21 protein-coding genes are annotated in these 26,089 nt (G+C 48.7%); 12 read left to right on the plus strand and 9 right to left on the minus strand.

What is annotated here, in order from left to right; genetic code table 11:
* Positions 1 to 97: 97 nt before the first annotated feature.
* On the plus strand, positions 98 to 1,189 hold the full coding sequence (gene aroC / locus AC1HDJ_RS06630; protein ID WP_479537633.1) for a chorismate synthase: 1,092 nt from the start codon (positions 98 to 100) through the stop codon (positions 1,187 to 1,189).
* The gene (gene mepA, locus AC1HDJ_RS06635) at positions 1,186 to 2,040 is read left to right on the plus strand and encodes a penicillin-insensitive murein endopeptidase (RefSeq protein WP_479534405.1); all 855 of its coding nucleotides are present in this window, start codon (positions 1,186 to 1,188) and stop codon (positions 2,038 to 2,040) included. Before aroC ends, mepA begins: the two co-directional genes overlap by 4 nt.
* A 173-nt stretch (positions 2,041 to 2,213) precedes the next feature.
* Here mepA and dcuC read toward each other — a convergent pair whose 3' ends face one another.
* Positions 2,214 to 3,575, minus strand: a complete 1,362-nt coding sequence (dcuC, locus tag AC1HDJ_RS06640) for a C4-dicarboxylate transporter DcuC (RefSeq protein WP_479534407.1) — start codon at positions 3,573 to 3,575, stop codon at positions 2,214 to 2,216.
* 710 nt (positions 3,576 to 4,285) lie between these two features.
* On the opposite strand from dcuC, the gene AC1HDJ_RS06645 reads away from it, so the two are divergent.
* Entirely contained in the window at positions 4,286 to 5,086 is an 801-nt protein-coding gene (locus tag AC1HDJ_RS06645) for a TSUP family transporter (protein WP_479534409.1), read from the plus strand.
* 163 nt (positions 5,087 to 5,249) lie between these two features.
* On the opposite strand, the gene AC1HDJ_RS06650 is transcribed toward AC1HDJ_RS06645, so the two are convergent.
* Positions 5,250 to 5,870: a trimeric intracellular cation channel family protein gene (locus AC1HDJ_RS06650; RefSeq protein ID WP_479534411.1), complete on the minus strand. Its 621-nt coding sequence runs from the start codon at positions 5,868 to 5,870 to the stop codon at positions 5,250 to 5,252.
* A 391-nt stretch (positions 5,871 to 6,261) separates the two neighbouring features.
* On the opposite strand from AC1HDJ_RS06650, the gene AC1HDJ_RS06655 reads away from it, so the two are divergent.
* From AC1HDJ_RS06655 to AC1HDJ_RS06665, 3 genes are all read left to right on the plus strand, one after another.
* Positions 6,262 to 6,546, plus strand: coding sequence for a YfcL family protein (locus tag AC1HDJ_RS06655; RefSeq protein ID WP_479534413.1), 285 nt, complete (start codon positions 6,262 to 6,264; stop codon positions 6,544 to 6,546).
* 503 nt (positions 6,547 to 7,049) lie between these two features.
* Positions 7,050 to 8,474, plus strand: coding sequence for an amidohydrolase (locus AC1HDJ_RS06660; protein WP_479534415.1), 1,425 nt, complete (start codon positions 7,050 to 7,052; stop codon positions 8,472 to 8,474).
* A gap of 270 nt (positions 8,475 to 8,744) precedes the next feature.
* Positions 8,745 to 9,215: a membrane-associated Zn-dependent protease 1 gene (locus tag AC1HDJ_RS06665; protein WP_479534417.1), complete on the plus strand. Its 471-nt coding sequence runs from the start codon at positions 8,745 to 8,747 to the stop codon at positions 9,213 to 9,215.
* A gap of 197 nt (positions 9,216 to 9,412) precedes the next feature.
* Here the strand turns inward: AC1HDJ_RS06665 and mnmC are convergent, their stop codons facing one another.
* Positions 9,413 to 11,590, minus strand: coding sequence for a bifunctional tRNA (5-methylaminomethyl-2-thiouridine)(34)-methyltransferase MnmC2/FAD-dependent 5-carboxymethylaminomethyl-2-thiouridine(34) oxidoreductase MnmC1 (gene mnmC, locus AC1HDJ_RS06670; protein WP_479537030.1), 2,178 nt, complete (start codon positions 11,588 to 11,590; stop codon positions 9,413 to 9,415).
* Positions 11,591 to 11,728: 138 nt separating this feature from the next.
* On the opposite strand from mnmC, the gene fabB reads away from it, so the two are divergent.
* From fabB to rhlE, 3 genes are all read left to right on the plus strand, one after another.
* Positions 11,729 to 12,946 carry a beta-ketoacyl-ACP synthase I gene (fabB, locus tag AC1HDJ_RS06675; RefSeq protein ID WP_479534419.1) on the plus strand — a complete coding sequence of 406 codons (1,218 nt, stop codon included), beginning with the start codon at positions 11,729 to 11,731 and terminating at the stop codon, positions 12,944 to 12,946.
* Between the two features lie 304 nt (positions 12,947 to 13,250).
* A complete protein-coding gene (rlmA, locus tag AC1HDJ_RS06680; protein ID WP_479534421.1) occupies positions 13,251 to 14,165 on the plus strand; it encodes a 23S rRNA (guanine(745)-N(1))-methyltransferase in 915 nt (304 codons plus the stop codon).
* Between the two features lie 161 nt (positions 14,166 to 14,326).
* Positions 14,327 to 15,736, plus strand: coding sequence for an ATP-dependent RNA helicase RhlE (gene rhlE / locus AC1HDJ_RS06685; RefSeq protein ID WP_438621624.1), 1,410 nt, complete (start codon positions 14,327 to 14,329; stop codon positions 15,734 to 15,736).
* 134 nt (positions 15,737 to 15,870) lie between these two features.
* Here the strand turns inward: rhlE and AC1HDJ_RS06690 are convergent, their stop codons facing one another.
* The 6 genes from AC1HDJ_RS06690 to AC1HDJ_RS06715 all read right to left on the minus strand — a co-directional run bounded on the left by AC1HDJ_RS06690 (position 15,871) and on the right by AC1HDJ_RS06715 (position 20,005).
* Positions 15,871 to 17,034, minus strand: a complete 1,164-nt coding sequence (locus AC1HDJ_RS06690) for a glutathionylspermidine synthase family protein (protein WP_479534423.1) — start codon at positions 17,032 to 17,034, stop codon at positions 15,871 to 15,873.
* Positions 17,034 to 17,693, minus strand: a complete 660-nt coding sequence (locus AC1HDJ_RS06695; protein ID WP_479534425.1) for a DUF1190 family protein — start codon at positions 17,691 to 17,693, stop codon at positions 17,034 to 17,036. Before AC1HDJ_RS06695 ends, AC1HDJ_RS06690 begins: the two co-directional genes overlap by 1 nt.
* A gap of 11 nt (positions 17,694 to 17,704) precedes the next feature.
* Positions 17,705 to 18,109: a DUF350 domain-containing protein gene (locus AC1HDJ_RS06700; RefSeq protein WP_479534427.1), complete on the minus strand. Its 405-nt coding sequence runs from the start codon at positions 18,107 to 18,109 to the stop codon at positions 17,705 to 17,707.
* A gap of 71 nt (positions 18,110 to 18,180) precedes the next feature.
* On the minus strand, positions 18,181 to 18,819 hold the full coding sequence (locus tag AC1HDJ_RS06705; RefSeq protein ID WP_479534429.1) for a YjfK family protein: 639 nt from the start codon (positions 18,817 to 18,819) through the stop codon (positions 18,181 to 18,183).
* An 87-nt stretch (positions 18,820 to 18,906) separates the two neighbouring features.
* Positions 18,907 to 19,605 (minus strand): PspA/IM30 family protein, encoded by a 699-nt coding sequence (locus AC1HDJ_RS06710; protein ID WP_479534431.1) that lies wholly within the window; start codon positions 19,603 to 19,605, stop codon positions 18,907 to 18,909.
* A gap of 10 nt (positions 19,606 to 19,615) precedes the next feature.
* Complete coding sequence (locus AC1HDJ_RS06715) at positions 19,616 to 20,005, minus strand: DUF2170 family protein (protein ID WP_479534433.1); 390 nt, start codon at positions 20,003 to 20,005, stop codon at positions 19,616 to 19,618.
* Positions 20,006 to 20,517: 512 nt separating this feature from the next.
* On the opposite strand from AC1HDJ_RS06715, the gene pdxB reads away from it, so the two are divergent.
* From pdxB to AC1HDJ_RS06730, 3 genes are all read left to right on the plus strand, one after another.
* Entirely contained in the window at positions 20,518 to 21,678 is a 1,161-nt protein-coding gene (gene pdxB, locus AC1HDJ_RS06720) for a 4-phosphoerythronate dehydrogenase PdxB (RefSeq protein ID WP_479534435.1), read from the plus strand.
* Between the two features lie 113 nt (positions 21,679 to 21,791).
* Entirely contained in the window at positions 21,792 to 22,805 is a 1,014-nt protein-coding gene (locus AC1HDJ_RS06725; protein ID WP_479534437.1) for an aspartate-semialdehyde dehydrogenase, read from the plus strand.
* 253 nt (positions 22,806 to 23,058) lie between these two features.
* Positions 23,059 to 25,995, plus strand: coding sequence for a FimV/HubP family polar landmark protein (locus tag AC1HDJ_RS06730; RefSeq protein WP_479534439.1), 2,937 nt, complete (start codon positions 23,059 to 23,061; stop codon positions 25,993 to 25,995).
* Positions 25,996 to 26,089: the final 94 nt, after the last annotated feature.

Here is a 26,089-nt window from a genome sequence, read left to right on the forward strand (position 1 = left end):
ATTATCAGGGAAGGTAAAAACGCAAAAAATAAAGCGTAAAACACCAAAACAGCACAAGAACCCCAATAATAACGATGAATATAAAACGGATGGACTGATGGCAGGGAACAGTATCGGACAACTTTTCCGGGTGACGACCTTTGGTGAATCACACGGCATAGCATTAGGGTGTATTGTAGATGGCGTGCCGCCGAATATCAGCCTGACCGAGGCCGATTTACAGCATGATCTGGATCGCCGTCGCCCCGGAACGTCACGCTATACGACACAGCGCCGAGAACCGGATGCGGTGAAAATTCTCTCGGGTGTTTTTGAGGGAAAAACCACCGGCACGAGCATTGGGCTGTTAATCGAAAATACCGATCAGCGCTCGCAAGATTATTCGGCGATTAAAGAGCAGTTCCGCCCCGGTCATGCCGATTATACCTATCATCAAAAATATGGCCTACGTGATTACCGCGGTGGTGGCCGCTCGTCTGCCCGCGAAACCGCGATGCGTGTCGCTGCCGGTGCGATTGCTAAGAAATATCTACAACAACAGTTTGGTGTGCAGGTGCGCGGTTATTTATCCCAAATGGGGGATATTGCGCTTGATCTGGTTGATTGGCAGCAGGTTGAGCAGAACCCCTTCTTTTGCCCTGATCCCGCAAAGTTAGAGGCTTTAGATGCACTGATCCGTGATCTGAAAAAAGAGGGTGACTCGGTCGGCGCAAAAGTCACGGTAATTGCCGAACATGTGCCGGTTGGCTTGGGTGAGCCGGTTTTTGATCGTTTGGATGCCGATTTAGCCCACGCACTGATGAGCATTAATGCGGTGAAAGGGGTCGAGATTGGCGATGGCTTTGCCGTAGTCAGCCAGCGTGGTAGCGAGCACCGTGATGAGATCACTCCGCAGGGTTTTTTGAGCAACCATGCGGGCGGTATTCTGGGCGGGATCAGCAGCGGCCAGCCGATTGTGGCGCATTTGGCTCTGAAACCGACCTCTAGCATTACCATTGCGGGGCGCTCGATCAACACGCAAGGCGAGGCGATTGAGGTGGTGACGAAAGGGCGGCACGACCCTTGTGTTGGCCTTCGCGCCGTGCCGATTGCCGAGGCGATGATGGCGATTGTGCTGCTTGATCACCTGCTGCGCCATCGCGCGCAGTGTGCCAATGTGCAGACTTCCACACCTGCATGGTCAGTATGAACAGAGGCAAGCATCGGGTAATCACGCCGCTGTGCATGGCTGCGGCGTTGGCCTGTTTTACTTCGGCGGTTGCCGCCTCGCCGTGGAGCCAGTTCACCGCACCGGTACGCGGCACGCCGCAGGCTATTGGTGGGTACGCTAATGGCTGTGTGGTTGGTGCTATGCCTTTGCCGTTATCGGGCAAGGGGTATGAGGTGATCAGAACCGAGCGATTGCGTTATTTCGGGCATCCGGAGCTGATCCGCTTTGTGACACGGCTGGCCGAGCGCAGTCAGCAGGCTGGTCTGGATAATTTTTGGGTCGGCGATATGGCAATGCCGGTGGGCGGGCGCTTTAACTCTGGCCATGCCAGCCACCAAAACGGGCTGGATGTGGATATCTGGCTGCGTTTTAGTCAGGGAAAACTGAGCGCTAAGCAAAGACAAAATCCAGCCGCTGTCAGTTTGGTGGATTTCTCTGCCAGAAAAATTAAACCCGCATTGTGGGAAGCGGACTATGCGCGTTTAGTTGAATTGGCGGCAACTGATCCGAAAGTAGCACGTATTTTTGTTAATCCGGCGATAAAAAAGCAGTTGTGCGAAACGGCTCAGGCTGCCGGTGATACCCGTTGGTTGCACAAAGTGCGGCCATGGGGCGGGCACGATTATCACATGCATGTTAGGCTTGATTGCCCACCGGGTTCTGCTGGGTGCCAAGCACAGCTACCGCCTCCGGCCGGAGATGGCTGCGGACAAGAGCTGACCGATTGGCTGCGCCCGCCACCGCCGGTAAAACCGAGCCACCCCAAAAAGCCTTCTTTACCGAAAGCTCCGCCAGTTATGCCTGCGGCATGTCAGGCTTTATTGCCTTAGTGGGGTGTTTCCCCAAAACAGTGTTTAAGAGATAACAAGATACAAAAAACGGCCGGTACAGCATGCACTGTTCCGGCCGTTTTTTACTGCCATCGACCTAGGGTATTTGATGGCGGTTAATGGTCATCGTATCAATGTATTAATGTATCAATGTATGCGGAATGACACCGCGATTATACGTAGAAAATCAGTGAGTACAGGGTGGTAACCACCAGTGCGCCGAGCATTGGAATGGCGGTTCGTTTGACCAGATCAAACGGTGATACCCCTGCTGCGCCGGCAACGGCGACAATCACGCCGGTAATTGGGGAGATGGTGCGGCCAATACCGGCAGCTAACTGCATTGGCAGCAGCATGGAAACAGCATGGATACCCACTTTACCGGCAATATCCGGCACCATGGCGGCAAATGAGAAGAAAGGCGCGTTACCTGAACCCATCAGGAATGCCGCAACAGTAATAATCACCACCATGAGCAGCACCAAGAAAACCGGCGAGACATTGGATGCAATCGCCCCGTGGATCACCATATCCAAAATGCCGATAGCTTTCAGGCCGTGCGCCAGTGTTTGGCCAGCAATAATCAGGCTGACAACGCGCGCAAAAGCCTTACCCATAGCATCAAAGAACACCAGTATATCTTTGAAGACTTTTTTACCGCCAAAACGCACAGTTTCGACAGCCATAGCCACCGCAAAGCTGATTAGCATGGCGGTAACAACATCAATTTTAACTGTTGAGATGATCATTTTGCTGAATGTGAAAATCAGGATCAGCGGGATCATTGGGAACAGGGCATACCACAGTGGCGGAGTGCTGAGGGTTTGTTCGGTATTTTCAGTTTCTTCATAGGCAACCGGATTTTTCGCTTCGCGCATATCAAACCAGCGCTGTACTACCATATGTAAAACGGCAATGGTCAGCATTCCGGCAATAGCCACAGGGCCTTGATAGGTCAGGAAGTATTCGGTGACCGGCATCTCAGCAATTTTAGATGCCAGATTAACGTTACCCGATGCTGGGCCAAGATCAAGACATGCGGTGGTGGCGATGACTGCCGCCGCAGACATGCGGCTGACACCTAAATTGATCATGATAGGGTACATGGTTACCATCAGTAACAGACCCAAACCCGCCGCACTTGGAATAAAGATATTCAGCAACTGGCCTAAGATATAGCCCATCGCCATCACTAAATATGGGTTACGAATGATTGAAAGCGGGCGGGTTGAAATCGCCACCAGTGCGCGGGATGCACCGATATGATCCATATACTTAGCAAAACCACCCACGGCCATGATAATCAGACCCAGATCAGCAACGGTGCTGCCCATCATCCCTTTGATGTAATAGAAAATATCGAGCCAGACAGAGCCGCTTGATTTCGCTTCAGGGAGTGGTGTTCCTACGCCAAGTAAAATAGCAGACGCTAATAAAATAATACCCGCTATAAAAAGAACCATTTGTGGATTATATTTCTTAACAATCAGATAACCGGTTGCAAATACAACAACCAAACTGATGAGAGCTACCATATAGGATATCCTTGTAACAAAAATGATATATGCCGCCATTAAGTACAACGTAATAATAGCGAAACATTGGCATGTATTAATCTACGTTAGGCTGAGCTTGTAATAAAAATTCGTTTAGGTACGGTATATGCTCAGCATAATCTGGTTATTTTAAGAGCGGTGACTTTCGCATAAATAGATAAATAAGGTCAATCACTCACACTCAGGTTACGTGAAGTTGATCTGCATGGTGGTTATTAAAAAGGGGCTGGTCACAAAACCGCGCCAAGTTGATATGAATTAAGGCTCTTATAGTTATTAACTAAATGATAAATTGTGTGATATTTATCAGGGAGATATACGTATTTATAAAGCATGTTTATTTATATTTTTGTTTCTATTTATAATGTGTATTTAATGTGGCATGTTAAGTTAATGTAGAATGCTGTATTTTGTGTGATTAATTCATTATGTTCTTATTTCATAAAAATGGTTTTATATTTTACAATATAAATCATTTTAATTAACTTTAAATAAAGAACCCACCCTCAACCCTATTCTATAAATCACCACAATAAATCAGACCGTTTTATTTATTGCCGTGAGTGGCCGTATGCAGCCCGCAGAAATAGTCATAAATGATATATAACATGCGATCCAGTTCCTTTGTTGGGGTTTCATTACGCGCTAAAATAGCGATCTTGCCCCAGAAATAGAAGTAAGGATGCCAGTTGGAATTCGGGTTTTCGGTTGAAATTATCGCATTGTTGTTTGCGGCGGCCATGCTGTCAGGGTTTATTGATGCCATCGCCGGTGGTGGTGGGTTGATTACCGTTCCAGCACTGCTGGCAGCAGGGTTGCCGCCGGCCATGGCACTGGGGACGAATAAATTACAAGGAACAGGGGGCTCATTTTCTGCCAGCTGGTATTTTATCCGGCAGGGGGCGGTAAAATTAACCGATATCAAGTTTATGATTGGTTGCACCTTTATCGGCTCGGTATTGGGTACTCTGTTGGTGCAAACCATTGATACATCAATGCTACGGCAGGTATTACCTTTTCTAATTGTTGCGGTCGGGCTCTATTTTCTGCTAACCCCGACACTGGGCGCTACCGACAGGCATAGCCGACTTTCGTATGTGGCATTTGGTTTAACGGCAGGTTTTAGCGTTGGCTTTTATGATGGTTTTTTTGGCCCGGGAACAGGCTCATTTTTTGCCGTAGCCTTTGTTACGCTGCTTGGGTTTAATTTAGCTAAAGCCACTGCACACACAAAAGTGCTCAACTGCACATCAAACATCGCTTCGTTACTGTTTTTTGCGCTGGGTGGAAAGGTGGTGTGGAGCATTGGGTTGGTGATGATGGCGGGGCAATTTATTGGTGCCCGTTTGGGAGCTGGCATGGTGATGACTCGCGGGCAAAAGCTGATCCGCCCGATGATTGTGACAGTTTCAGTATTGATGACCGGAAAAATGCTGTTTGACAGCCATGGCGCGCAGTTTTCACTGTGGTTTAGTTCGCTGATGAGTTAGTTAGCTAACGGGCTAATAAGTGAGTGATGAGTTATTCATCATTAATGACAAATAAGAAAGGCCGGATTAATCAATCTTCGGCCTTTCTTATTTTTGCTTGCACTGTACTTGTACTGTATTTGTGGCTACCTATATTTATCCATTACGTTTTTCATATGGAAATTTAATGATCTTCTGTCTGCTGGTAGTTAAATACCGGCAAGCCGAGTGAAAAGTGCATTGCCAATAAACGTGCGGCAAATCCGGCAACCAAGGTGATCAGGGTGACACTGTTTTGATCTAAACCCAAATACGGTAAGCCGATATATAAAATGCCCGACGCAAAAGAGATCCCCGCATACAGCTCTTTTTGAAACACCAGCGGGATCTGATTACAGAGCAAATCACGCAATACGCCGCCAAATGCACCGGTGATCACAGCAGCAATAACCGCAATAATCGGCCCGTGATTCATATCCAGTGCAACCTGTGCGCCGATGATCGAAAAAACAATGAGGCCCAGTGCATCGAGCACCAAAAACACCTTACGCAGGTGTTTCATTACCGGTGAAATCCATACCGTTAAAATAGCGGCACACGCCACGATAACAATATAGTGCGGGTGTTTGACCCAGCCTAGCGGGAAGTGCCCTAGCAGCATATCGCGGATAGACCCACCACCAATAGCGGTAACACTGGCGATAATAATCACCCCAAACAGATCCATCTTGCGGCGGCCAGCAGCCAGAGCACCGGTCATCGCTTCTGCCGTGATCCCGATTAAATATAAAATAGTGAGCAGCATAAAAGAGTGTCGCCATGCATGAAAATAGACCAATGTAGCACTTCACCGATATGTTTTTACTAATCGATAGACAACATACCGAACCCTTACTACGCTATTTTACGACGAAATTGCTCTTTTTTCGCATTAGTAATTCTTATTTATTTTATGTTTTTTGCATATTGGCAGCGTACTGAAAAATAAGTGTAAAGCTAATAAAATATATGTGATTTAGCGCATATTTTCCGGCTAAAGCAATGATCCTGTGGAGAGGGAAGATCACCAGCTGGTAATATTTGTGCTACAAATTATCAGGATACAGATAAATTACTGTTCCGGTAAACAGTGATAATATGCTCTCATACCGTGGAATTGGCCGCGTAACCCCCTATACAGTATGAGAACAACAGGCATGAGCGTTGAGATTGTTGAATTTGAAAACCAGATATTAGCCCTAATTGATAACATGGTTGAACAGGCTACTGATGATGAGTTATTTGCCGGTGGCTATTTACGCGGGCACATTACGCTGGCGGCGGCACAAGCTGATCTGGCAGGTGAAAACACGCTTGCGGCACTGGCTACCTGTGTTGATGCTAGCCTTGATGCAGCTATTGCTAATGGTGAACTCTCGCCACCCGATCAAGGGTTAGTACGCGGGTTATGGGCTGGTTTGTTACAGCAAATTAAGCCATAACTACCTTAACGCAGTATTTACTTTATTGATTCTGGCCGGAAATACCATACGGATATTTCCGGTTTTTATTATTGTTGATTGATTACAGTTGATTGATCAAAGTCGCTCTGAAAAAGCACCGGTAATAAACAGCTATTTTAATAAATAGCACTTTTAACAAATAGTCTCCACCTTGAATAATATCGGCGTGAAATTTTCGCATGCTGTTCCTATTTATCAATTAAATTAATTTATTTTTTCTCTTTGCTATTTATACCGGCAGTTGAGTTACCTTTGGTTTAAGTCTTTGGGTATATATTCCTTTTTATGTGCTTATTTTTTCGGCTTTATTGATAAATTCAACCATTATTTATTAATGGGCTACAGAAATGGAAAACTGAAAAATTGACGCAAAACAGGCCTATACAGATCTATAGCATGCTCAATGTTAATAAAAATAGTTTTTTGTTGAACACTGTTTTAGTGTGTAGTATTAAAGCAGTGTATATAAAAAAGGAGTCAATATGCGTTTATCACATTCACGGGTGCTTGTACCATTGGCTGCGCTGATGGGTTCATTTTTAGCATTGGCTGCCGATTCACCGTCTGCGGAGAGCAAAAAAATGCCAACAACAGAAGTTGCAGCGGCCGCAACCCCGGCTGGCGCACGTCAGTCAGTGCTTTCCCCTGAGTTAATTAAAAAAGTCGGCAGTGCCGTTGATGCAGACACTGCGCGCTTAACGGGTATTTTTAAAGACATTCACCAGCACCCTGAAATTGCTTTTACAGAACAACGCACTGCCGCCATCGTCAGTAAAGAGCTAAAAGCGCTGGGTTTTGAGGTTACTGAAGGGATTGGTAAAACCGGTGTTGTGGGCGTGCTGAAAAACGGTAATGGCCCAACGGTGTGGTATCGCGCAGATATGGATGCCAACGCGGTGCGCGAAGAGACTGGCTTACCGTATGCCGCAACTCAGAAACAACGTTTAGCCGATGGCACAGAGGTGGATGCCATGCACGCCTGCGGACACGATGCGCACACCACATGGCTGCTCGGCACGGCAAAAGCCTTGGTTGACCTGAAAAATGAGTGGTCGGGTACATTGGTCGTCTACGCTCAACCGGCAGAAGAGCTGGGTACCGGTGCACAGGCTATGGTGCAAGATAAGCTTTGGGAGCGAGGTTTTCCGAAACCTGATTATGCATTTGGCGCACATACCGCGCCAGGGCCGGTGGGTGTGGTAGCAAATGCCCCCGGCGTGCGGATGGCCGGTGTTGACCAGCTTGATATCCTGTTTCAGGGCGTAGGTGGCCACGGTTCAACCCCGCAAATGACCATAGATCCGGTTGTTATGGCTTCACAGGCAGTGCTGGCGTATCAAACCATTATTAGCCGCAATATTGACCCGCAAGCGGCTGCGGTGCTGTCAGTAGGCTCTATTGTGACAGGCCGTGATAATAATGTGATCCCAAATACGGCAGAGCTAAAACTGAATCTGCGCTGGTTTACACCTGAAATTCGTGATCAATTGATCAAACGTATTGATGAAGTAAACAGAGGTATTGCTATCTCTGCCGGTGTTCCGGAAGATAAAATGCCGACTCGCACCATGAAAGGTAATGCCGGCCCGGTTGTTAATAATGCGGCACTGGTTGAAAAAATTAATCCAGAACTTGAACAATTACTGGGGAAAGGAAAGCTGATTGAGCAGTTCCCTGCGGTGATGGGTTCAGAAGATTTTCAAGAAGCCTTCAAAGGGCTTGATGTTCCGTACTCTTACATGCTCATTGGTGTAGCGCCGCCGGATCTGTTTGCTGCGGCCCGCGCCAAAGGCATGCCATTCCCGTACTCAAATCACAACCCAGATTTCTTTGTTGATTTGGCTGCTATACCGCTCGGTGCAAAAGTGAATACTGTTACTGCATTGGCTATTTTTGGCAAAAAATAGCGGTAACATCCCCTTTTAAAAAAGGGAAAAGTTAAGGTGAATTTAACGCCAGCCTGATTGTTCAGGCTGGCGTTTTTGTTTTTGCACGGTGCATTCACCTTGTTGCAAAAACTGGAAAACTATATTCATTTTCTCGCCTTGCCATCTATCGTTACGCTGCTTAATCTTAAAAAGATATTGATATAAAACAGCGGTATTGGGAAAGGTAAATCCTTTTGTTTATTTAATACCGTTTTTCTTTTTGGTATAGCGTTGTGGGGAATAGCAATAATGTCACTGCGTTCTTTTTTCAGGATAGGGCGGTTTCTGGTCTTAATTCCTTTGCTGAGCAGTACCTCTGTTTATGCAGCAGGGCAAGCACATTTATTGTTTCATATGGGGTTAGGTGCTAACGGGCAGTTTTTTGTTGGCGGAACAATCCAAAATAAAGGTGATACGCCAATTACCTCCGGTTATGTTACGGTTCTGGCACTGGCGGAAAACTGTGCTCCGCAAAAAACCTATACTATTGATTATTCGGTGATAGAACCAAATCAGAAAATTGAATTTAGAGTGCCGGTTTCTGGGCATTTAGCCGGTTATCGTTTAGTCGGGTTTAATGCGTTTGATGATATGGGGTTTGAATTACCAGCGGTTGATGAAACGCACGAGATCATTAAACAGCGCGAGCCAGAAGAGCGAAGTAAATGCTTACTAAATAGGGATAAAGCTCCTACTGCCGAACCTACCATTACGCAGTAAGGTGTGATTAAGGTTTGCAGCAAAGTACCGTGTTATCACAGATGTAATAGCAGCCACATTCTTTATTTCGAAAAATCCGTTATTTCGAAAAATGCGGCTGTTATCGTTTATCCTTGGGTTAATTTCCGTTATTCAGTTGCTTTTATTTAGCCGCTGTTATGCAGGTTATTCTTGTCATAGTAGCCTTGTTTATTTTATTACCCGTTTTTGTTCCTGTTTTTATTTCCATCGTTAATCGTTATATCTGCTTTTTTGGTGCTCTGATCACCCATCACAATCGGTTTGCCTTTTAACAGTTTGCGTATCCAATAACGGTTCGGATTCAGCGCCTGTAGAATATCCTCTGCCAGTGGCAGGGGTTCACCGCTCATTTGCGCGGCCAGCAGTTCGGCCAGCAGTGGCGCACTGGTTAAACCGCGTGAGCCAAGAGCTGCAAGCACAAACAGATCTGGGTGATACGGCGCTGGCGCGATAGCCTCAGGGCTTTGGCACAGCTGCTGTTGTAAATCAGCGTACTGGCTGAGTGTTGCAGAATAATCAGGTACAGCGCCCATCATCGGGAAGTGATCGCGGGTTGCACAGCGGATTGCGGCACGCGCCTTGTCACCGGTTTGTATCTGTTTAGCCCACACCGCATTGGGTAAACTGCGCTGCAACTTAGCCAGATTCTCCTGCTGATCGGCGGCCCGTAACGCGGTATCGGTATCACTGCGCCCGTAAGTTGCCCCTAAGCAGTGGTGGTGTGAATTATCACCATCGGTTATCGGTGTCAGATCGGCTGGCGTTAAATAGCCTTCGTAGCATAATACCGTGCGCAGTGTCGAAAGTGCCGGATGTGCCGGCATATGTGATACCTGCCCGCGCACCGAGGATAAAGGTAAGTGCTCACTTTGGCTGTAATCCGTTACGCGATGGCCATTGGCCAATACAACCACCGCATGCGGATAGGATATCTTGTGGGTTTCCTCAGTTTCTGAGGTTTCCGGAACACCGGATAGTACCCAGTGATTATCAGCACGCGCCAGCGCGGTAATATTCTGCTGATAATGTATGGTCAGCCCCTGCTGTTCAAGGTGATCGAGCACATTTTGGGTCAGTTGTGCCGGATACAGCCAGCCACCCTGCGGGTACTCTGCTGCAGTACAGTTGACTTCTACCCCTGCACGCTGGTTGGCACTCTCTGTAGTGTGAGCGCAAACTAACTCTGTGGGCCACGGCGTACCGCCTGATGTATCAAACAATGCATTTAGCTTTGTGCTACTGTGGTTGTCATAACCTAGCTGTAACACACCGCACCACTGATGATCAAAGGCCACACCTGTGGCGGCCAGCGCATCATATTGCTGGCGCGCAAAAGTGAATGCATGCGCAAAAAAGCGTGCCAGTGCATTTTTCTCGCCATTGAGCAGCGGATACAGCGCCCCCTGACGATTTCCCGACGCGCCTTGCGCGGCTTTTGCATCGGCGCAATACAGGGTGACTTGCGCGCCACGCAGCATCAGAGCATGTGCCAGCAGCGCGCTGGCAATTCCGCCACCGATAATGGCAACATCCTGCAACTGGCTGGCTTTGGGGCGTGCATAGCAGGCTGAAATTGGCGCTGTCGGTATGTTGTCTGATAATTTGCATAACAATCTGTCGGCAACATATCCGTGCAGCATTTCGCGTTTATGTGCAAAGCCTTTGCGCCGCACTACCTTAAAACCGGCCGCTTGCAGCCCCCGGCGCACAAAGCCTGCGGCAGTAAAGGTTGCAAATGTGCCCGAATCACGGGTCAGCCGTACCATATGTTCAAACAGGGTTTGCTGCCACATATCGGGGTTTTTTGACGGCGCAAAACCATCTAAAAACCATGCATCAACACTGCGCTGATAACTTTGGTTTAGTGCCGGCAGAGTCTGGTTGATATCGCCAAACCATAAATCGAGCACCACAGAACCTTGATCAAGCAGTATTCGCTGACAACCGGAAAGGGGAAGCGGCCAGTGCTGATGTAATTCACCGCACAGATCGGCCAACTGCGGCCATGACTGGTGCGCCAATTGCAGATCAGAGATTGATAACGGAAACTTCTCAAAACTGATAAAATGCAGACGTTTTAATGCGGAATGTGGGTTTTCAGTCTTGAATTGACGAAAAGCCTGCCATACTGTCAGAAAATTAAGGCCCGTACCAAAACCGGTTTCAGCAATAATAAAAGCATGCGCCGCATGTGAATGCCAGCGATCGGGTAGCTGATTTCCGTCTAGAAAGACATATTGCGTCTCTTCCAACCCGTTATCGTTGGAAAAATAGACATCACCAAATTCAGATGATACAGGTGTACCTTGTTCATTAAAATGCAGAGTTGCCTGTTGAATCAAAGAGTTGTTCACTGTAAGTAAACTCAAAAATGGAACTTGACGGTATTGTAACAGCACCGACCACTCGACAAAATGTGGAAAGCTGACCACTTCTCGACAACAAAACCGTTAAACTTTGGCCAATTGCAAAGCGTTAAGGATGTTTTAGGCATGAAAAGAGCCGTAATTACAGGATTCGGAATCGTTTCCAGCATCGGGAATAATAAAGCAGAAGTTCTGGATTCGTTGAAAGCCGGTCGCTCTGGTATCACTTTCTCCGAAACGCTGCGTGACATGAATATGCGCAGTCAGGTTTGGGGCGACATCAAACTGGATCTCACCGGCCTGATTGATCGCAAAGTGTACCGCTTTATGAGCGATGCTTCCGCATTTGCTTATCTTTCAATGCAAGAAGCGATTACTGATGCCGGTTTGAGTGATGAACAGGTCTCTAATGATCGTACCGGCTTGGTTGTCGGTACCGGTGGTGGTTCGCCACGCAATCAAATTGCTGCCGCTGATGCTATGCGTTCACGCGGTCTGCGTGGTGTTGGCCCGTATATGGTGCCAAAAACCATGACCTCGGGTGTGTCAGCTTGCTTGGCAACGCCGTTTAAAATCCGTGGTATCAACTACTCTATTAGCTCGGCATGTGCTACATCAGCACACTGTATTGGCCATGCGGTTGAGCAGATCCAACTGGGTAAACAAGATATCGTGTTTGCCGGTGGTGGCGAAGAGCTTGACTGGTCAATGGCGATGGAATTTGACGCTATGGGCGCACTGTCAACCAAATATAACGAAACACCGGAACTGGCTTCCCGTACTTATGATGCTGGCCGTGATGGTTTTGTTATCTCTGGCGGCGGTGGCATGGTTGTAGTCGAAGAGCTTGAGCATGCGCTGGCGCGTGGTGCGAAAATTTATGCTGAAATTGTCGGCTACGGTGCAACATCAGATGGTTACGACATGGTCGCACCGTCAGGTGAGGGCGCAGTACGTTGTATGAAGATGGCGATGCACGGCGTTGATACCCCAATTGATTACATCAATACCCACGGCACATCTACTCCGGTGGGGGATGTGAAAGAGCTGGGCGCAATTCAAGAGATGTTTGCTGGCGATACTTGCCCAGCCATTTCCGCAACCAAAGCGATGACCGGCCATGCGCTGGGTGCGGCGGGTGTGCATGAAGCCATTTACAGCCTGCTGATGATGGAGCACAGCTTCATTGCACCAAGCATCAACATTGATCAGCTTGATGAGCAAGCCGCAGGGCTGAACATCATCACCGAAACTACCGAACGTGAGCTGACTACCGTTATGTCAAACAGCTTCGGTTTTGGTGGCACCAACGCCACACTGGTGATGCGTAAATTTAAGCAGTAATTATTTTACTGCTGCTCTTATAACTGTTACGTCGTATATGCGCGTTATCATGCTGTCAGTAAGCCATCAATAAAATGGCATGATAACCGAAAATATCAGCCTTATACGGCGGGTATTATATATTGAATCGCATACGCTGGATAAATAGCCTGAGTTTCTCAGGCTATTTTTTTGCCCTATTTTTCTCTGCATCTTACTCATGTAGCGCTATTATCAATAGCCTTGGCATAGAGTTGCTCGATATACTGCCGTTTTCGCTTGTCACTTTTGCCTTGTTTACCCGATGTTGTCGTTAGGATTATCTATGTTGCGTGCTTTAGCTTACCAGTGCCCTCTTTGTCACCAACCCTTGGCACAAAAAACGGTGCAAAATAGCCAGCAGTGGTGCTGTGCTAATCACCACCAGTTTGATTGTGCCAAAGAGGGTTATGTCAATTTAATGCCGGTACAGCATAAACGCTCGAAAAATCCCGGAGATAACAAAGAGATGATGCAGGCACGCCGCGCATTTTTAGATGCCGGATATTATCAGCCGTTGCGCGATAAAGTGGCTTCTCTGTTGGTTGATACATTGCTGGCAGATAAACAGCCGCAAGATCGGGCGTTAACGCTATTGGATATCGGTTGTGGCGAAGGGTATTACACTTCCGCATTTGCTGATGCGCTCTCTTTACACGCGGCTGGGGCTGACTCAGCCGATCCGGCCACCGATGCCTCTTTATCCACCCGTGTCATTGGGTTGGATATCTCGAAAGTGGCAATCCGTTATGCGGCCAAGCGCTATCCGCAGTGCGATTTTTGTGTTGCTTCCAGCCAGCGTTTGCCGTTTAACGATCAGAGCCTTGATGCGGTGGTACGTATTTATGCCCCTTGTAATGCCGCAGAGCTGGCACGTACCCTCAAAGCGGGTGGCATTGTGATTACCGTTTCACCGGCTCCGCGCCATTTGTATCAACTCAAAGAGCAGGTTTATGGTGATGTGGTGCTGCACCCGTGTGCAGATGAACACCTTGACGGCTTTACACTGGTTGAAGATCTACGGTTATCGTACCCGATGATGCTCAGTGGTTCAGCAGCCGAGGCCTTGCTACAGATGACGCCGTTTGCCTGGCGTGCGGCTGAATCTGTGTGGGAATTTTTACGGGCTCAGGATCAATTTTCCTGTGAAACTGATTTTGCTGTACGCGTGCACCGCCGTGACAGCGCGCTTTGTGATTAAACTCACATCAAAGCCGATCCTCTGCTACAATCCCCCCCCTGTGGTACGCCTCGGTCTGTACCTCTTGTTGGCGTAGGCAATTTGCCGCGCCCTGATAATGAACTCAGCAGGAGACCGACCCGCAATAATTGTGGGAAGCTGAGTTCGGGAGCATAATTTTTATGTCTGTTGAAAACATGGAATCATTTGATTCTCTTGGCCTGTGCGATGAATTGTTACGCGCAGTTGCTGAACAGGGTTATAGCCAGCCCACCCCGATTCAGCGTCAGGCCATTCCGGTGGTGCTGCAAGGCCGCGATATTATGGCCAGCGCCCAAACGGGAACAGGCAAAACAGCAGGTTTTACCCTGCCTTTATTGCAGCAATTAAGCACGCAGCCGCAGCCTAAAGGGCGTCGTCCTGTGCGGGCTCTGATTTTAACCCCAACACGTGAGCTGGCCGCTCAGGTGTGGGAGAACGTACGCGAGTACAGTAAATATCTGCCAATCCGTTCACTGGTTGTGTTCGGCGGCGTGAGCATCAACCCGCAGATGATGAAACTGCGTAGTGGTGTTGATGTACTGGTGGCCACACCGGGCCGTTTGCTCGATCTGGTACAGCAAAATGCGGTATCACTAGCAAAAGTTGAAACGCTGGTGCTGGATGAAGCTGATCGTATGCTCGATATGGGCTTTATCCATGATATTCGTAAAGTTTTAGCTTACCTGCCAAACAAGCGTCAGAACCTGCTGTTCTCAGCTACATTTTCTGATGACATTAAAGGTCTGGCCGATAAGTTACTGAAAAATCCGCAGCTGATTGAAGTGGCTCGCCGTAATACCGCTTCCGAGCAGGTTGAGCAGCGCGTGCATTTAGTTGATCGTAAGCGTAAGCGTGAACTTTTGTCGTATCTGATTGGAAAAGATCAGTGGCGTCAGGTGCTGGTATTTACCCGTACCAAGCATGGCGCAAACCATCTTTCTGAGCAGCTTGAGCGCGATGGTATAACCTCGGCCGCTATTCACGGTAATAAGAGCCAAGGTGCGCGTACCCGTGCGCTGGATGATTTTAAATCCGGTAAAGTGCGTGTGCTGGTTGCAACTGATATTGCCGCACGTGGTCTGGATATTGATCAGCTGCCGTATGTGGTGAACTTTGAGTTGCCAAACGTGGCGGAAGATTATGTGCACCGTATTGGCCGTACTGGCCGTGCCGGTTGTGAAGGTTTGGCATTGTCGCTGGTTTGTGTTGATGAACACAAATTGCTGCGCGATATCGAACGTTTGCTCAAGCGTGAGATTCCAAAGCAGGCGATTGATGGTTTTGAGCCTGATCCTTCTATTCGTGCCGAACCGATTGCCAATGGCCGTCAAGGTAATGGTCGCGGTCGTAGCGGTGGTCAGGGTCAGGGCAATGGCCGTGGTCGTAGCGGTGCAGCACCGCGCCGTGAAGGTAATTCAGAATCACGCAGCAGTGGCCCGTACTCTCAAGGCCCGTATGGTAATGAAGGCCGTCCGCGCCGTGATCGTGATGCTTCAGCGTCTGATCGTCGCCCAAATAGCGGTCAGCCACGTCGCCGTCCGTCAAACTAAGCGTATGCAGCGTCAGTGATATCTCACTGATTCTGTGATACAAAAAAACCGCCGCAGTGTAAGCTGTCGGCGGTTTTTTATTGGCTATGGGTTATGGATTATTGATATTCATTCCGTTTCATATCTATCAAGCACTACCCAATAATGGCATGCGGCAAATAGCGGGAGAGATCTTGGGTGATCAGCGAGGCATCTTCGCGGATCGCAATCCCTGCAGGTTGATCATCAATCAGCCAACTGCCAATCAGGGTATAGTTATCGGCAAATTTCGGCAGTGGGTGATAGGCCTGATAGATCATGCCTTCATCACCATACGGGCCATCAACCTGATACACCGTTTGGTTGTTCTGCACAACGCTGATATTTGCCCCTTCACGGGAAAATAGCGGTTTGACCACGTAATCTGTCAGCGCTGACTTGGCCGGATCATCGGCAAAATACGAGGCCAGCAGGTTTGGATGATGTGGAAACAGCTTCCACAGCATTGGCAGCAGTGCTTTATTCGAGATAATCGATTTCCACATCGGCTCTAGCCAGTTCACCTGCGCGCTGTGCAGATGTTCGGCGTAGCCTTCGCGCATCATAAATTCCCACGGGTAGAGTTTGAACATCCACTCGATAATCTGATCATCACTGTCGGTAAAGCGGCCATTTTCACCCAGCCCAATCTCTTCGATAAACACAAATTTGGTGTTTAGCCCAGCTTCTTTGGCGCAGTCTTCCAGATATTGCACGGTACCGCGATCTTCTTCGGTATCCTGACAGCAGGTAAAGTGCAGGGTATGCGGGCTACTCGGTGCAAGCTGATGAAACCGCTGAACCAATGCATCTTGTACTCGATTAAATTGATCGCTATCACGCCGCAACTGGCCGCGATCAACATTATCTTCTAACCATAACCACTGCCAGAACGCAGTTTCAAACAGTGAGGTTGGGGTATCGGCGTTATTTTCGTACAGCTTAGCGGGTGATTGGCCGTCATAGGCCAGATCAAGCCGCGAATAGAGGCTGGGATCCCGCCTGTGCCACGAGTCTGCAACCTGTTGCCAGAGTGGCTGGAGGATTTGAAAGCGGCGCAGCAGGGCTTCATCACGCACCACCTGATCAACCACCTCAAGGCACATCTGGTGAAGTTCTTGGGTGGGTTGCTCCAAATCCTCTTCAATTTGTTGCAGACTAAATTGGTAGTAGGCGGTTTCATCCCAGTAGGGTTCGCCATACATGGTGTGAAAACCAAAACCAAATTCGGCGGCCTGTTGTCGCCAGTTTGGCCGCTCTTTACAAGGAATTCGAAACATTATCCCCCCCAGCTGCGGCTGGAGCTGCTGCTTTTTCCTGATGAGTAAGAGCGTGAGCTCTCTTTACTGCCCCAGTTTGATTTAGCTTCAACCGTTGATCCAAATCCACCACGTGAAATGGTGCGGGTGGTCGCGGGTTTTGATTTCAGCGCATTATTGTCGAGTACAACGCGGCTGTTATTGCCGGCTTTGCCATAACTGTAGCCGTCTGCTGTTGTCCAAGAGCCGTAGTTACGATTATTGGGGTTTTTTGGGGTAAATACTGGCACATTGCTGTAACTTGGTCGGCCACTGTTCATCATTTTGCCGAACATATAGCCTGCCATCATTGGCATAAACCAGTTTGTACCGGGTGATTGTATGCACTGCCCAGCACCAAACTCGGCATTACAATCGGCTGCTGAGTTATATTTAGGGGCAGTTTTTGCTGCTTCTGCCAGTGCATTTTGGTATGCGCTCTGGCACTCAGCGGCAAGTTCTGGGTTTTGGTTGATGCAATCAGAGAGATTTTTAAACACTTCCGCTGAAATTTGCGGTTGTGCTTCTTCGCCGCACCCTGCCAGCACCAAACCGGCAACCGCTACTGAGAGCGGTGCAAGGTTAAACGGTCGCCAACTTTTGCGTAGTTTTTCCCGCAGAATTGTCTGGCTGCGTTTCATTCTGCTCTCCTTTAATAAGTCATGCAGGCTGCGTTAAGCAAACCGACAGAGATAGACATACTCGCCATTAATATTGCCGCGCCGATTTCATTATTGGTGATGCGTTCGGCAAAGCTGGGCATAAAGCCAAAGCGAACAATCAGGAAGGCTATCACCTGTGCCAGCATGGCCACTATGCCCCAGACGATAAAATCAAACACGCTGACAGAGTTACTGGCGGCACTGGCAATCGCCAAGCTGTAGCCGATAAATGCACCTGACAGGGTAATCGCTGCGGCAACATTTTTCTCTTCTTTGACTAGCGTCCACTCATCATAAGGGGTGATTTTTACGTAAACCCACTTGAACAGCATCAGCATAAACAGGGATGCAAAAAAGTAGAGAGCAAATGATCCTAATCCTGACAATAGTGACACAGAGTCCTCCTTGGCATGGCGTTAATATAGAGTTGTGGTGCACAGTGTATGGCATACAGGGTATACCGGTCTTAAATTACACTAAAATCAGTGGCGGTAAGGTTGATTCCGGTGCTGATGATTAAGGCGCGCTCCTGATCGTTAAAGATTTGTTTCTCTTCTGCTGAGATCATCACAAACTCATCAACACTGTCATTGGCTTGGCGCTGATACAGCATCACAAATTGATCGGTTTCGGCCGGAAATTGTGTGCCAGCACTCCAGGTTTTTTCTGTCATCGCAACTGGGCGTTCATTATGCCAAACTTTGTCAAACTGCTCACCTTCAAGCTGCCATGTAGATTTTACTATCTCTTGTGCCAGTGTTTGATCCCACTTGGTTTGCGTATCAATGGCGCAGGTTTCGTAAAAATACCACAGCTTGACATCAACCACATCGCTGTCTTGTGTTCCGCCTTGTTGCAGCACCTGGACAAAGCCATCGTCATCGGTGTAGAAGCGCAGTAGGCGGCTGTTATTATCTAGCTGAACTTCGCCTACGGCCTGAATAATCTGGCTGCGTGCTGCGCCTTCAAAAATGACATGCGGTTCAATCAGGCGCAGAGCCAAATCATCAAATTCAATTGCGCCACCTAAGCGTAAACCCAGCACCTCGGGCGCACTTGGCGCAGCAGAAACCGGAGGCGTTTTTTTCTTAAACCAGTCAAACATACTATGGTTTCCTGACAGGTAAATATAGTCAAAAGCCCAGACGGTGCACGGCACTGACTGGGCTTGAGTTAGCAAGATGAGAGCGTATTAGTTGCCGTTTTTACGCGCCATAATACGGGCTAATTCATCTTTTGCCGAGCTAGTAGGCGCGCCACCGATACCGGCTTGTTTAAGTTTAGCCTGCAGTGCATCGCCACTGTCTTGAGCATGTTGCTCGCTGGCCGCTTCCAGTTTTGCCTGCTGCTCTGCTTGCTTTTGTTTGATGCGATCGAGCGATTCTACTGCGGTGCGCATTTTAGAGTTTGCACCCACATTACGGGCAGAAACAGAAGCCTGTGCTTTTTGCACGGTTTCAGTGGCTTTGACCATATCAACTTGTTGTTCAAGCTGGCGCAGTTTCTCTTTTGCCTGCGTGATATTGGTGCGCAGAGTAGTTTCTGAGTTGCCAAACTGGTCAAGATACTGCTGTTCGCTCTCTTGCTCACTGCGCAGTTTGCTGACACGCTCTGCGCACTCAAGCGCCAGCGTCTCTTCACCTTTTTCCATTGCAGTCAGCGCATGTTGCTCGTATTCATTAATACTTTGCTCAAGTGTTTGTATTTTTTGCTCGGCCAGTTTGCGTTTTGCAACAATAGTGATCAGTGCGTTATCTGATTGGCGTAACTCATCTTTTGCTTCACGGATCTCTTGATCCAAAATACGTAAAGCTTGGCTGTCGGCAATGCTCTCTGCCGTTTCGTTCACGCCACCTTTTACTGCGGTAAATAACTTCTTCCAGATACTCATTGTTGTTTTCTCACTTCAAATAATCGTCATAAAGGTCAATAAACGCCGCAATGTTGCGGAACAAGGTGGCAATCTCAGCATCGATATTTTCATAAGAGGAGTGAGATGAAAGCGCACCGAATGCCATATAATACTCAGCGTTATTAATGGTGCTGATGGCAATGGTTGATAATGGGAACAGTTGGTGTGTACGCAGTATTGTCGCATTCAGACCAGCAATATCAGCCACCTGTTCAGTGCTAAACAGCAAGCTTTCAACTAAAATTTGCTCGCCAGAGATAGCCAGATACGCTTCCAACCCTTCATCATTGCGGATTAACAGCGTGTCAGCATGTGCTTCAACATCCCAGCCAGTATGTGCACTCAGGCGTTGTTGTAAATCAGCGTATTGCCATTGCATCGTTGAGATCCTTACCGGTTATGTGCGTTCATCCATCTAAAAATCTATTCCACTATGGCTATTTGGGTTGGGCTAATTTATTTGCCAATGATGCTCAGTGGGATAGGCTCTGCGTACTTTATTTGTTTTACCTGTGCGGTGTTTTGCTTATGTTGTGGCAAATTCACCAATATCTTTCTGTATGACACTGATATGGTGGCGCAGTTCAGGTATATCAACCATTTCTATATGACGATTTTGCATAACGAAGCTATCGTCAAGAGAGTTGATATTTATATTTGCGGTGTAATCTGTACGTACATGGTGACATTCTGCTTTTTACTTGCGTATTTTTCAGTGTGATATGCTAAAAATACGTAAATTAATGACATTAACTACCCAGATGATTATCTGATGATATTCATTGCGAAACGATAGCCATCGGCTTTCACTCAATGCTATGGAGTGTTTTTGTGAACAGTACTTTCGTGAACGATGTTTGTATAAATAGTGCTTGTCTAAGCAGTGCTAGTATGAACGATACAGTAAAAAATTCGCCGCTTAATATTGTTGTAGATGAAAACATGCCGTATGCGCGTGAGCTGTTCGGGCAGATTGGGCGGGTGAATCCAGTCACCGGTCGGCCAATGCCAACTGAGGTGTTGGCTAACGCTGATGCACTGATGGTGCGCTCTGTCACTCACGTTAATCAGGCATTGTTGCAAAATACTGCAGTGGGGTTTGTTGGCACGGCGACCGCCGGTTTTGATCATGTGGATACCGCATGGCTGGCCGAGGCCGGTATTGGCTTTTCATCGGCGCCCGGTTGTAATGCGGTTGGGGTGGTGGAGTATGTGATCTCTGCACTGCTGATACAGGCTGAACAGTCAGGCTTTTTACTGCAAGATAAAACCGTGGGTATTATCGGTGTCGGGAATGTTGGCTCGCGTTTATATCAGCGTTTGCAGGCGTTGGGCGTGAGTACGTTGTTGTGCGATCCGCCGCGCGCAGAGCGTGAAGGTGCGGCAGAGTTTGTTAGTTTTGAGCATATTGTTGCCAATGCTGATGTGCTGACTTTTCACACCCCGCTGGTTAAAGCAGGGGCTTATCCGACACGGCATCTGGTCAATGCCGAGGTGTTGGCCGCGCTGCCCGACGGCTGCATACTGATTAATGCAGCCCGCGGTGCGGTGGTGGATAACCATGCACTGCTAAAAGCCATGCAGCAGGGAAAAAAACTGCATCTTATTATGGATGTGTGGGAAAATGAGCCACAGATGTTACTTCCTTTGCTGCCGTTTGTTGATATTGCCACACCGCATATTGCCGGTTATAGCCTTGAAGGTAAGGCCCGCGGTACAGCGCAAGTGTTTGATGCGTTTTGCCAGCATATCGGCCATCAGCCGCGGGCCGATTTACAGACCCTATTACCCCCGCCGGATATTGCACAGGTACAGGTGCAGGGCGAAATTGATCAGGCTTTGCTGACGCGGTTAGCGCATTTAGTCTACGATGTCCGGCGTGACGATGCGCCTTTGCGGCGCGGTGCGGCTCTCACCGGTGAGTTTGACCGTTTACGTAAACACTATCCCGAGCGGCGCGAATGGTCATCGCTGACGGTCTGTTGCGATAATCCGCAGAGTGCACAATTTCTGTGCAATATCGGGTTCTCGGCCTGCGTTGCCGAAAAATAGCCGTGACCATCAGGCCGCAGCATCGTATCATGATCGATCGTTGATCTCCTTTAATTGGGGTCAATCAGGGTATAATCGAATATCAAAAGTAAGCGCAAGCCGCGGAGAACAGCATGAACGAAGGTTGGAATATCGCCATACTAGGCGCGACGGGAGCGGTAGGTGAAGCACTACTGACATTGTTGGGTGAGAGTGAATTCCCTGTAGGTCAGATTTACCCGTTAGTCAGCCGCGCCGGTGATGCCGATACCGTGCTGTTTAAAGGCAAGAATATCGCCTTGCAATCGGCTGATGAGTTTGACTGGGCTGATGCACAACTGGCCTTTTTTGTTGCCTCAGCAGAGGCCAGCGAGCGCTATGCTGAGCAAGCGGCTGATGCCGGTTGTCTGGTCATTGACAGCAGCGGTTTGTTTGCCCTTGATCCGTCAGTGCCGTTGGTTGTGCCGTCAGTGAACCCGCATGTGCTGGCTGAATTTCGTAACCGCAATATTGTCGCGGTAGCCAGCGCGCCGGTATGCCAGTTGCTAACCGCAGTCAATCCGCTGATTGAAACCGGTGCGCTACAACGCCTGAGTGTGACCAATCTGCAATCAGCCTCTGCGCTGGGCAAGCATGCGGTGGCTGATTTGGCGGGGCAGGCAACACGTTTGCTGAACGGGTACCCGGTAGAAAAATCTATTTTCCCGAAACAATTGGCGTTTAATATGCTACCAAGTGCGGCTCGTGTTGATAGCGAAGGCTTTGCACAAGAAGAGCGCCGTCTGGTTGATGAAACCCGCAAAGTTTTGCAGGATGATATGCTACCTATCGTTGCGCAGTGCGTACAATCCCCAGTTTTTTACGGCAATGCCCAGTCAGTGACCGTAGAGACAGACTTTCCGCTGAATACGCACACCTGTGCTGATCTGCTGCGTGACAGTGCCGATTTAACACTGTTGGAAGAGGGGGATTTCCCTACTCAAGTTAGTGATGCCAGCGGTGTTCCTCATCTGAGTATCGGCTGTTTGCGTAATGACTACGGTTTACCGCAGGCCGTACAATTTTGGTCAGTAGCCGATAATGTTCAGTTTGGTGGCGCTATGATGGCCCTGCAAACCGCAGAGCGCCTGATAAATGAATACCTGTAACTAAGATATACGGGTATTTACGTGGGAATAAACCAACCCGCGGCGTACAGAAAACCTGAAACAGACACTGTGCCGGAAGTTAATGCTTCCGGCATATTTTTTGCTTGTTATCCGGCAAGCGTTGGGGGAAATGCCAAAATATAGGCTAACTTGCTCACAGGTAGCGCAATTTGCTGACAAAAACGGCAATTGTGCGGCATACCGTATGGCCATTTTTAACCAACATAGATTTTGATGCGAGAGGGTATCGGTTGTGACCACCACGAAAATAGCGCGGTTTATTGCAATAGCGGTTTTATCCGGCACTGTCATGCCGGCAGGCGCTTATCAAATGCCGGTTGTCGGGCCGGACAGTGAGCCGCTTGCTGCAACATCAGCGCCTTCACGGCTGACACAGCCGGCGCCGATTCCGCACACTACCCGTACCCGCACTCCGGCAACTTACGGGCCGACTCGAAACAACGAAACACTGTGGTCAATTGCCAGCCGAGTACGACCGTCAAATAAGGTTTCGGTACAGCAAACCATCGGTGCATTGTATCGACTCAATCCGTCGGCTTTTGAGAACAATAACCTGCACGGGCTACAGCCCGGCAGTCGGCTGCGTATTCCAACGCTAGAGCAAGTGCGTGCCGAACGTACCTCAGTTATCAACTCACGCTTAGATCGTGAAAAACCGTTGTGGGAAGCCTACACCCGTAACCAAAATCAACCACAGCAGGATGTGAAAACAGCGCCCAACACCGCTGTACCAACAAACACGGCGGATTCGAAAGCTCTCATACCTGCGGTTACAGCACCCGCAGCAGCGCCGACAGTAACAACTCCTGCGATAACTGCCGATAAACCGGCCGGAAATCTTGCTGATCGTTATCAGCAGGCTAATACCGGAGCCTTAACCACCGGAGCATTAACCACAGCCACAGCAGCAGCCAGTACCACTGAAAAAAACACCATAACCCCGGTAACCACATCACCAGATGTGTCAGTATCTGAGGTTTCTGCTGCAAAAACATCAGCGCCTGAATTGCAACCATCTAAAGTGCAATCATCTGAAGTGCAATCATCTTTAGCGGCAGAGCAAACCCAAACATCGGCGGATGTCCAAACACCAAACAACACAGTAGCGGATATAAAAAACGTCGGACAAAGCAGTGCTAGTGCAGTCATTCCACTGACCGTAGCAGCCAGTATGGCAACCCGCACACTGGAGAACCCATCAGATAGCCAAGCGGCCAGTGGCAATACAACTACGTCATCGGAACAGAATACTCAGCCTAACAGCGCAGGTAGCAGCCCAGAAGAGCAACTCAAGCACCTGCGTCAGCACCTTGTGGAGTCCAATGCGGAAATCACCTTGCTGGCTGAAAAAAACCTGAAACTGAACAATCAGGTCAGCGCCCTGAGTATTGAGATGAAATCCTTACAGGCTACACTGGCCGAAGAGCAGCATTTCCGTCAGGACGCAGCAACTCGGCTAACGCAGGCCGATCTACAGGCAAAGCAGCTGGCTGAGTTACAGGTTAAATACGATATGCTCGAGTCATCATCAGCATCCTTGACTCATCAGATGGCTAAAAGCTGGCCGGTTGCAATCGCCGTGGGCGTGATCCCGCCGACTATCATCGGTTTCTTACTGTGGGTCTTGTATCGGGTTCGTCAGCGTAAGCAGCAGGATATGCTGTCACAAGCATTTGAAGAGCATCAGAGTAAAAACATACTGCACCCTGACAGCGTTAATTTATTGGCGGAAGAGACTCCGGATCTGAACCGTTCGGATGATCTGCTGATAGATCCAGACTGGAATGCGATTACTGCCTCTGAATTGAACGAACCGAATAGCTCTGATGCTAGCACTACCACGGCAGACAAACCGTCAGCCGACACTCATGTTGAAAGTAAGACGGAAAGTCAGCCTAACTCTGACACTGAAACGCATACCGTATTGCTTGATGATACTTTCACTGTTTCTGTGCCTGATATTGCATTAACTAAAGCCGATGCGCAGACCTTGCCGGAACCGCCATCACTGTTTGCGGGGCTAGATGAGTCTATCTATTCACCTTCTTCCTCACAGCAGGATACCGATCTCCTGTCATCAGAAACAGCAGAGCCGTCAGAGGCTCGGCTGGCACCGGCCAAGACGAATAAGCTTGATGTGGAATCAGAGAGTGTTTCTTTCCCTGAATCGACCTTTGCATCGGCAATGTTAGCGCCGAAAGCGCAGGAAAGCGCGGCAGAGAGTCAGACAAACCACGAGAGTCAGGAGCTGGCTTCGCTGGTTGACAATGATTTAGCGCACGGCGATATGCTCGGTGGTGAGCAAAATCTTGATCTGGGGGATGATATCGTGAATGCCATGTTATCGACTCCAACACGTCAACACGGCTCACCGCTGGATCTTGATGACGATGTACATCTGCTGGCTGACATCGATGATAATACCGATTCGGTATTACTGCTTAGCGATGAAGAGTTGTTTGAGTCAGCCCAGCCGTTGCAACCTGAGGCAGTTAGCCTGATTGCGCAGTCGGCATCCGATGCTCTGCCTGATTATCAATCTGATACTCTGCCCGAGTCTCGGCCCGAGGCTGTTACCGCGCCGGTACAAGCACCTGCCACTGCCAAAACAGCTGATTTTGTTGAGGCTCAAACTCATCTTCATGCTGCTGCGACAGAATCGAATATAAATATCACAGACACAGCAGCAAAAACAGAGGCAGATACTGCGCCAACGTTGGTAATCAATGAACCTGCCGCTGCTATTCCCGCCAAAACACCGTTGTTTGATCTGCCGGATATGACTGAGGCCGATTTTGATCTCTCAACTCCGCTGCTTTCACAGGCCGAGCACTGGTCTATGCCGCTGCCGCCAGAGCCACAGTCAGAGCATGAGGATTGGGAGGCACAGCCGCATCTGATGACCGATCAGTTATCTCCTGAAGAGCGCGACGGTGTCACGCAACCTTTTGTTCGTGCGCTGCATCCGCGTCAGCCTGCCGCTGAGAGTGTAAACAGCGATGATGATATGACCGATGATCTGGTCGGCAAGCTGATTTTAGCGCGCGCTTATCTGGATATTGATGATCCTGAAGGCGCGGTTGCACTGCTCAATGAGGTGATAGCAGAGGGCTCTGAGAGCCAGCAACAGCAGGCGCAAAAAATGCTGCAGGAAGCTACACCGGTATAACCGGATTATTAGGAAAGTATTCTGCGCTTAACTCCGCGCTTTTATCCCGCACAATACCGGCTTTATGGTTTGGGCGGTTTAAGCGCGGAAAATA

The organism is Plesiomonas sp. ISS29, from assembly GCF_056522795.1.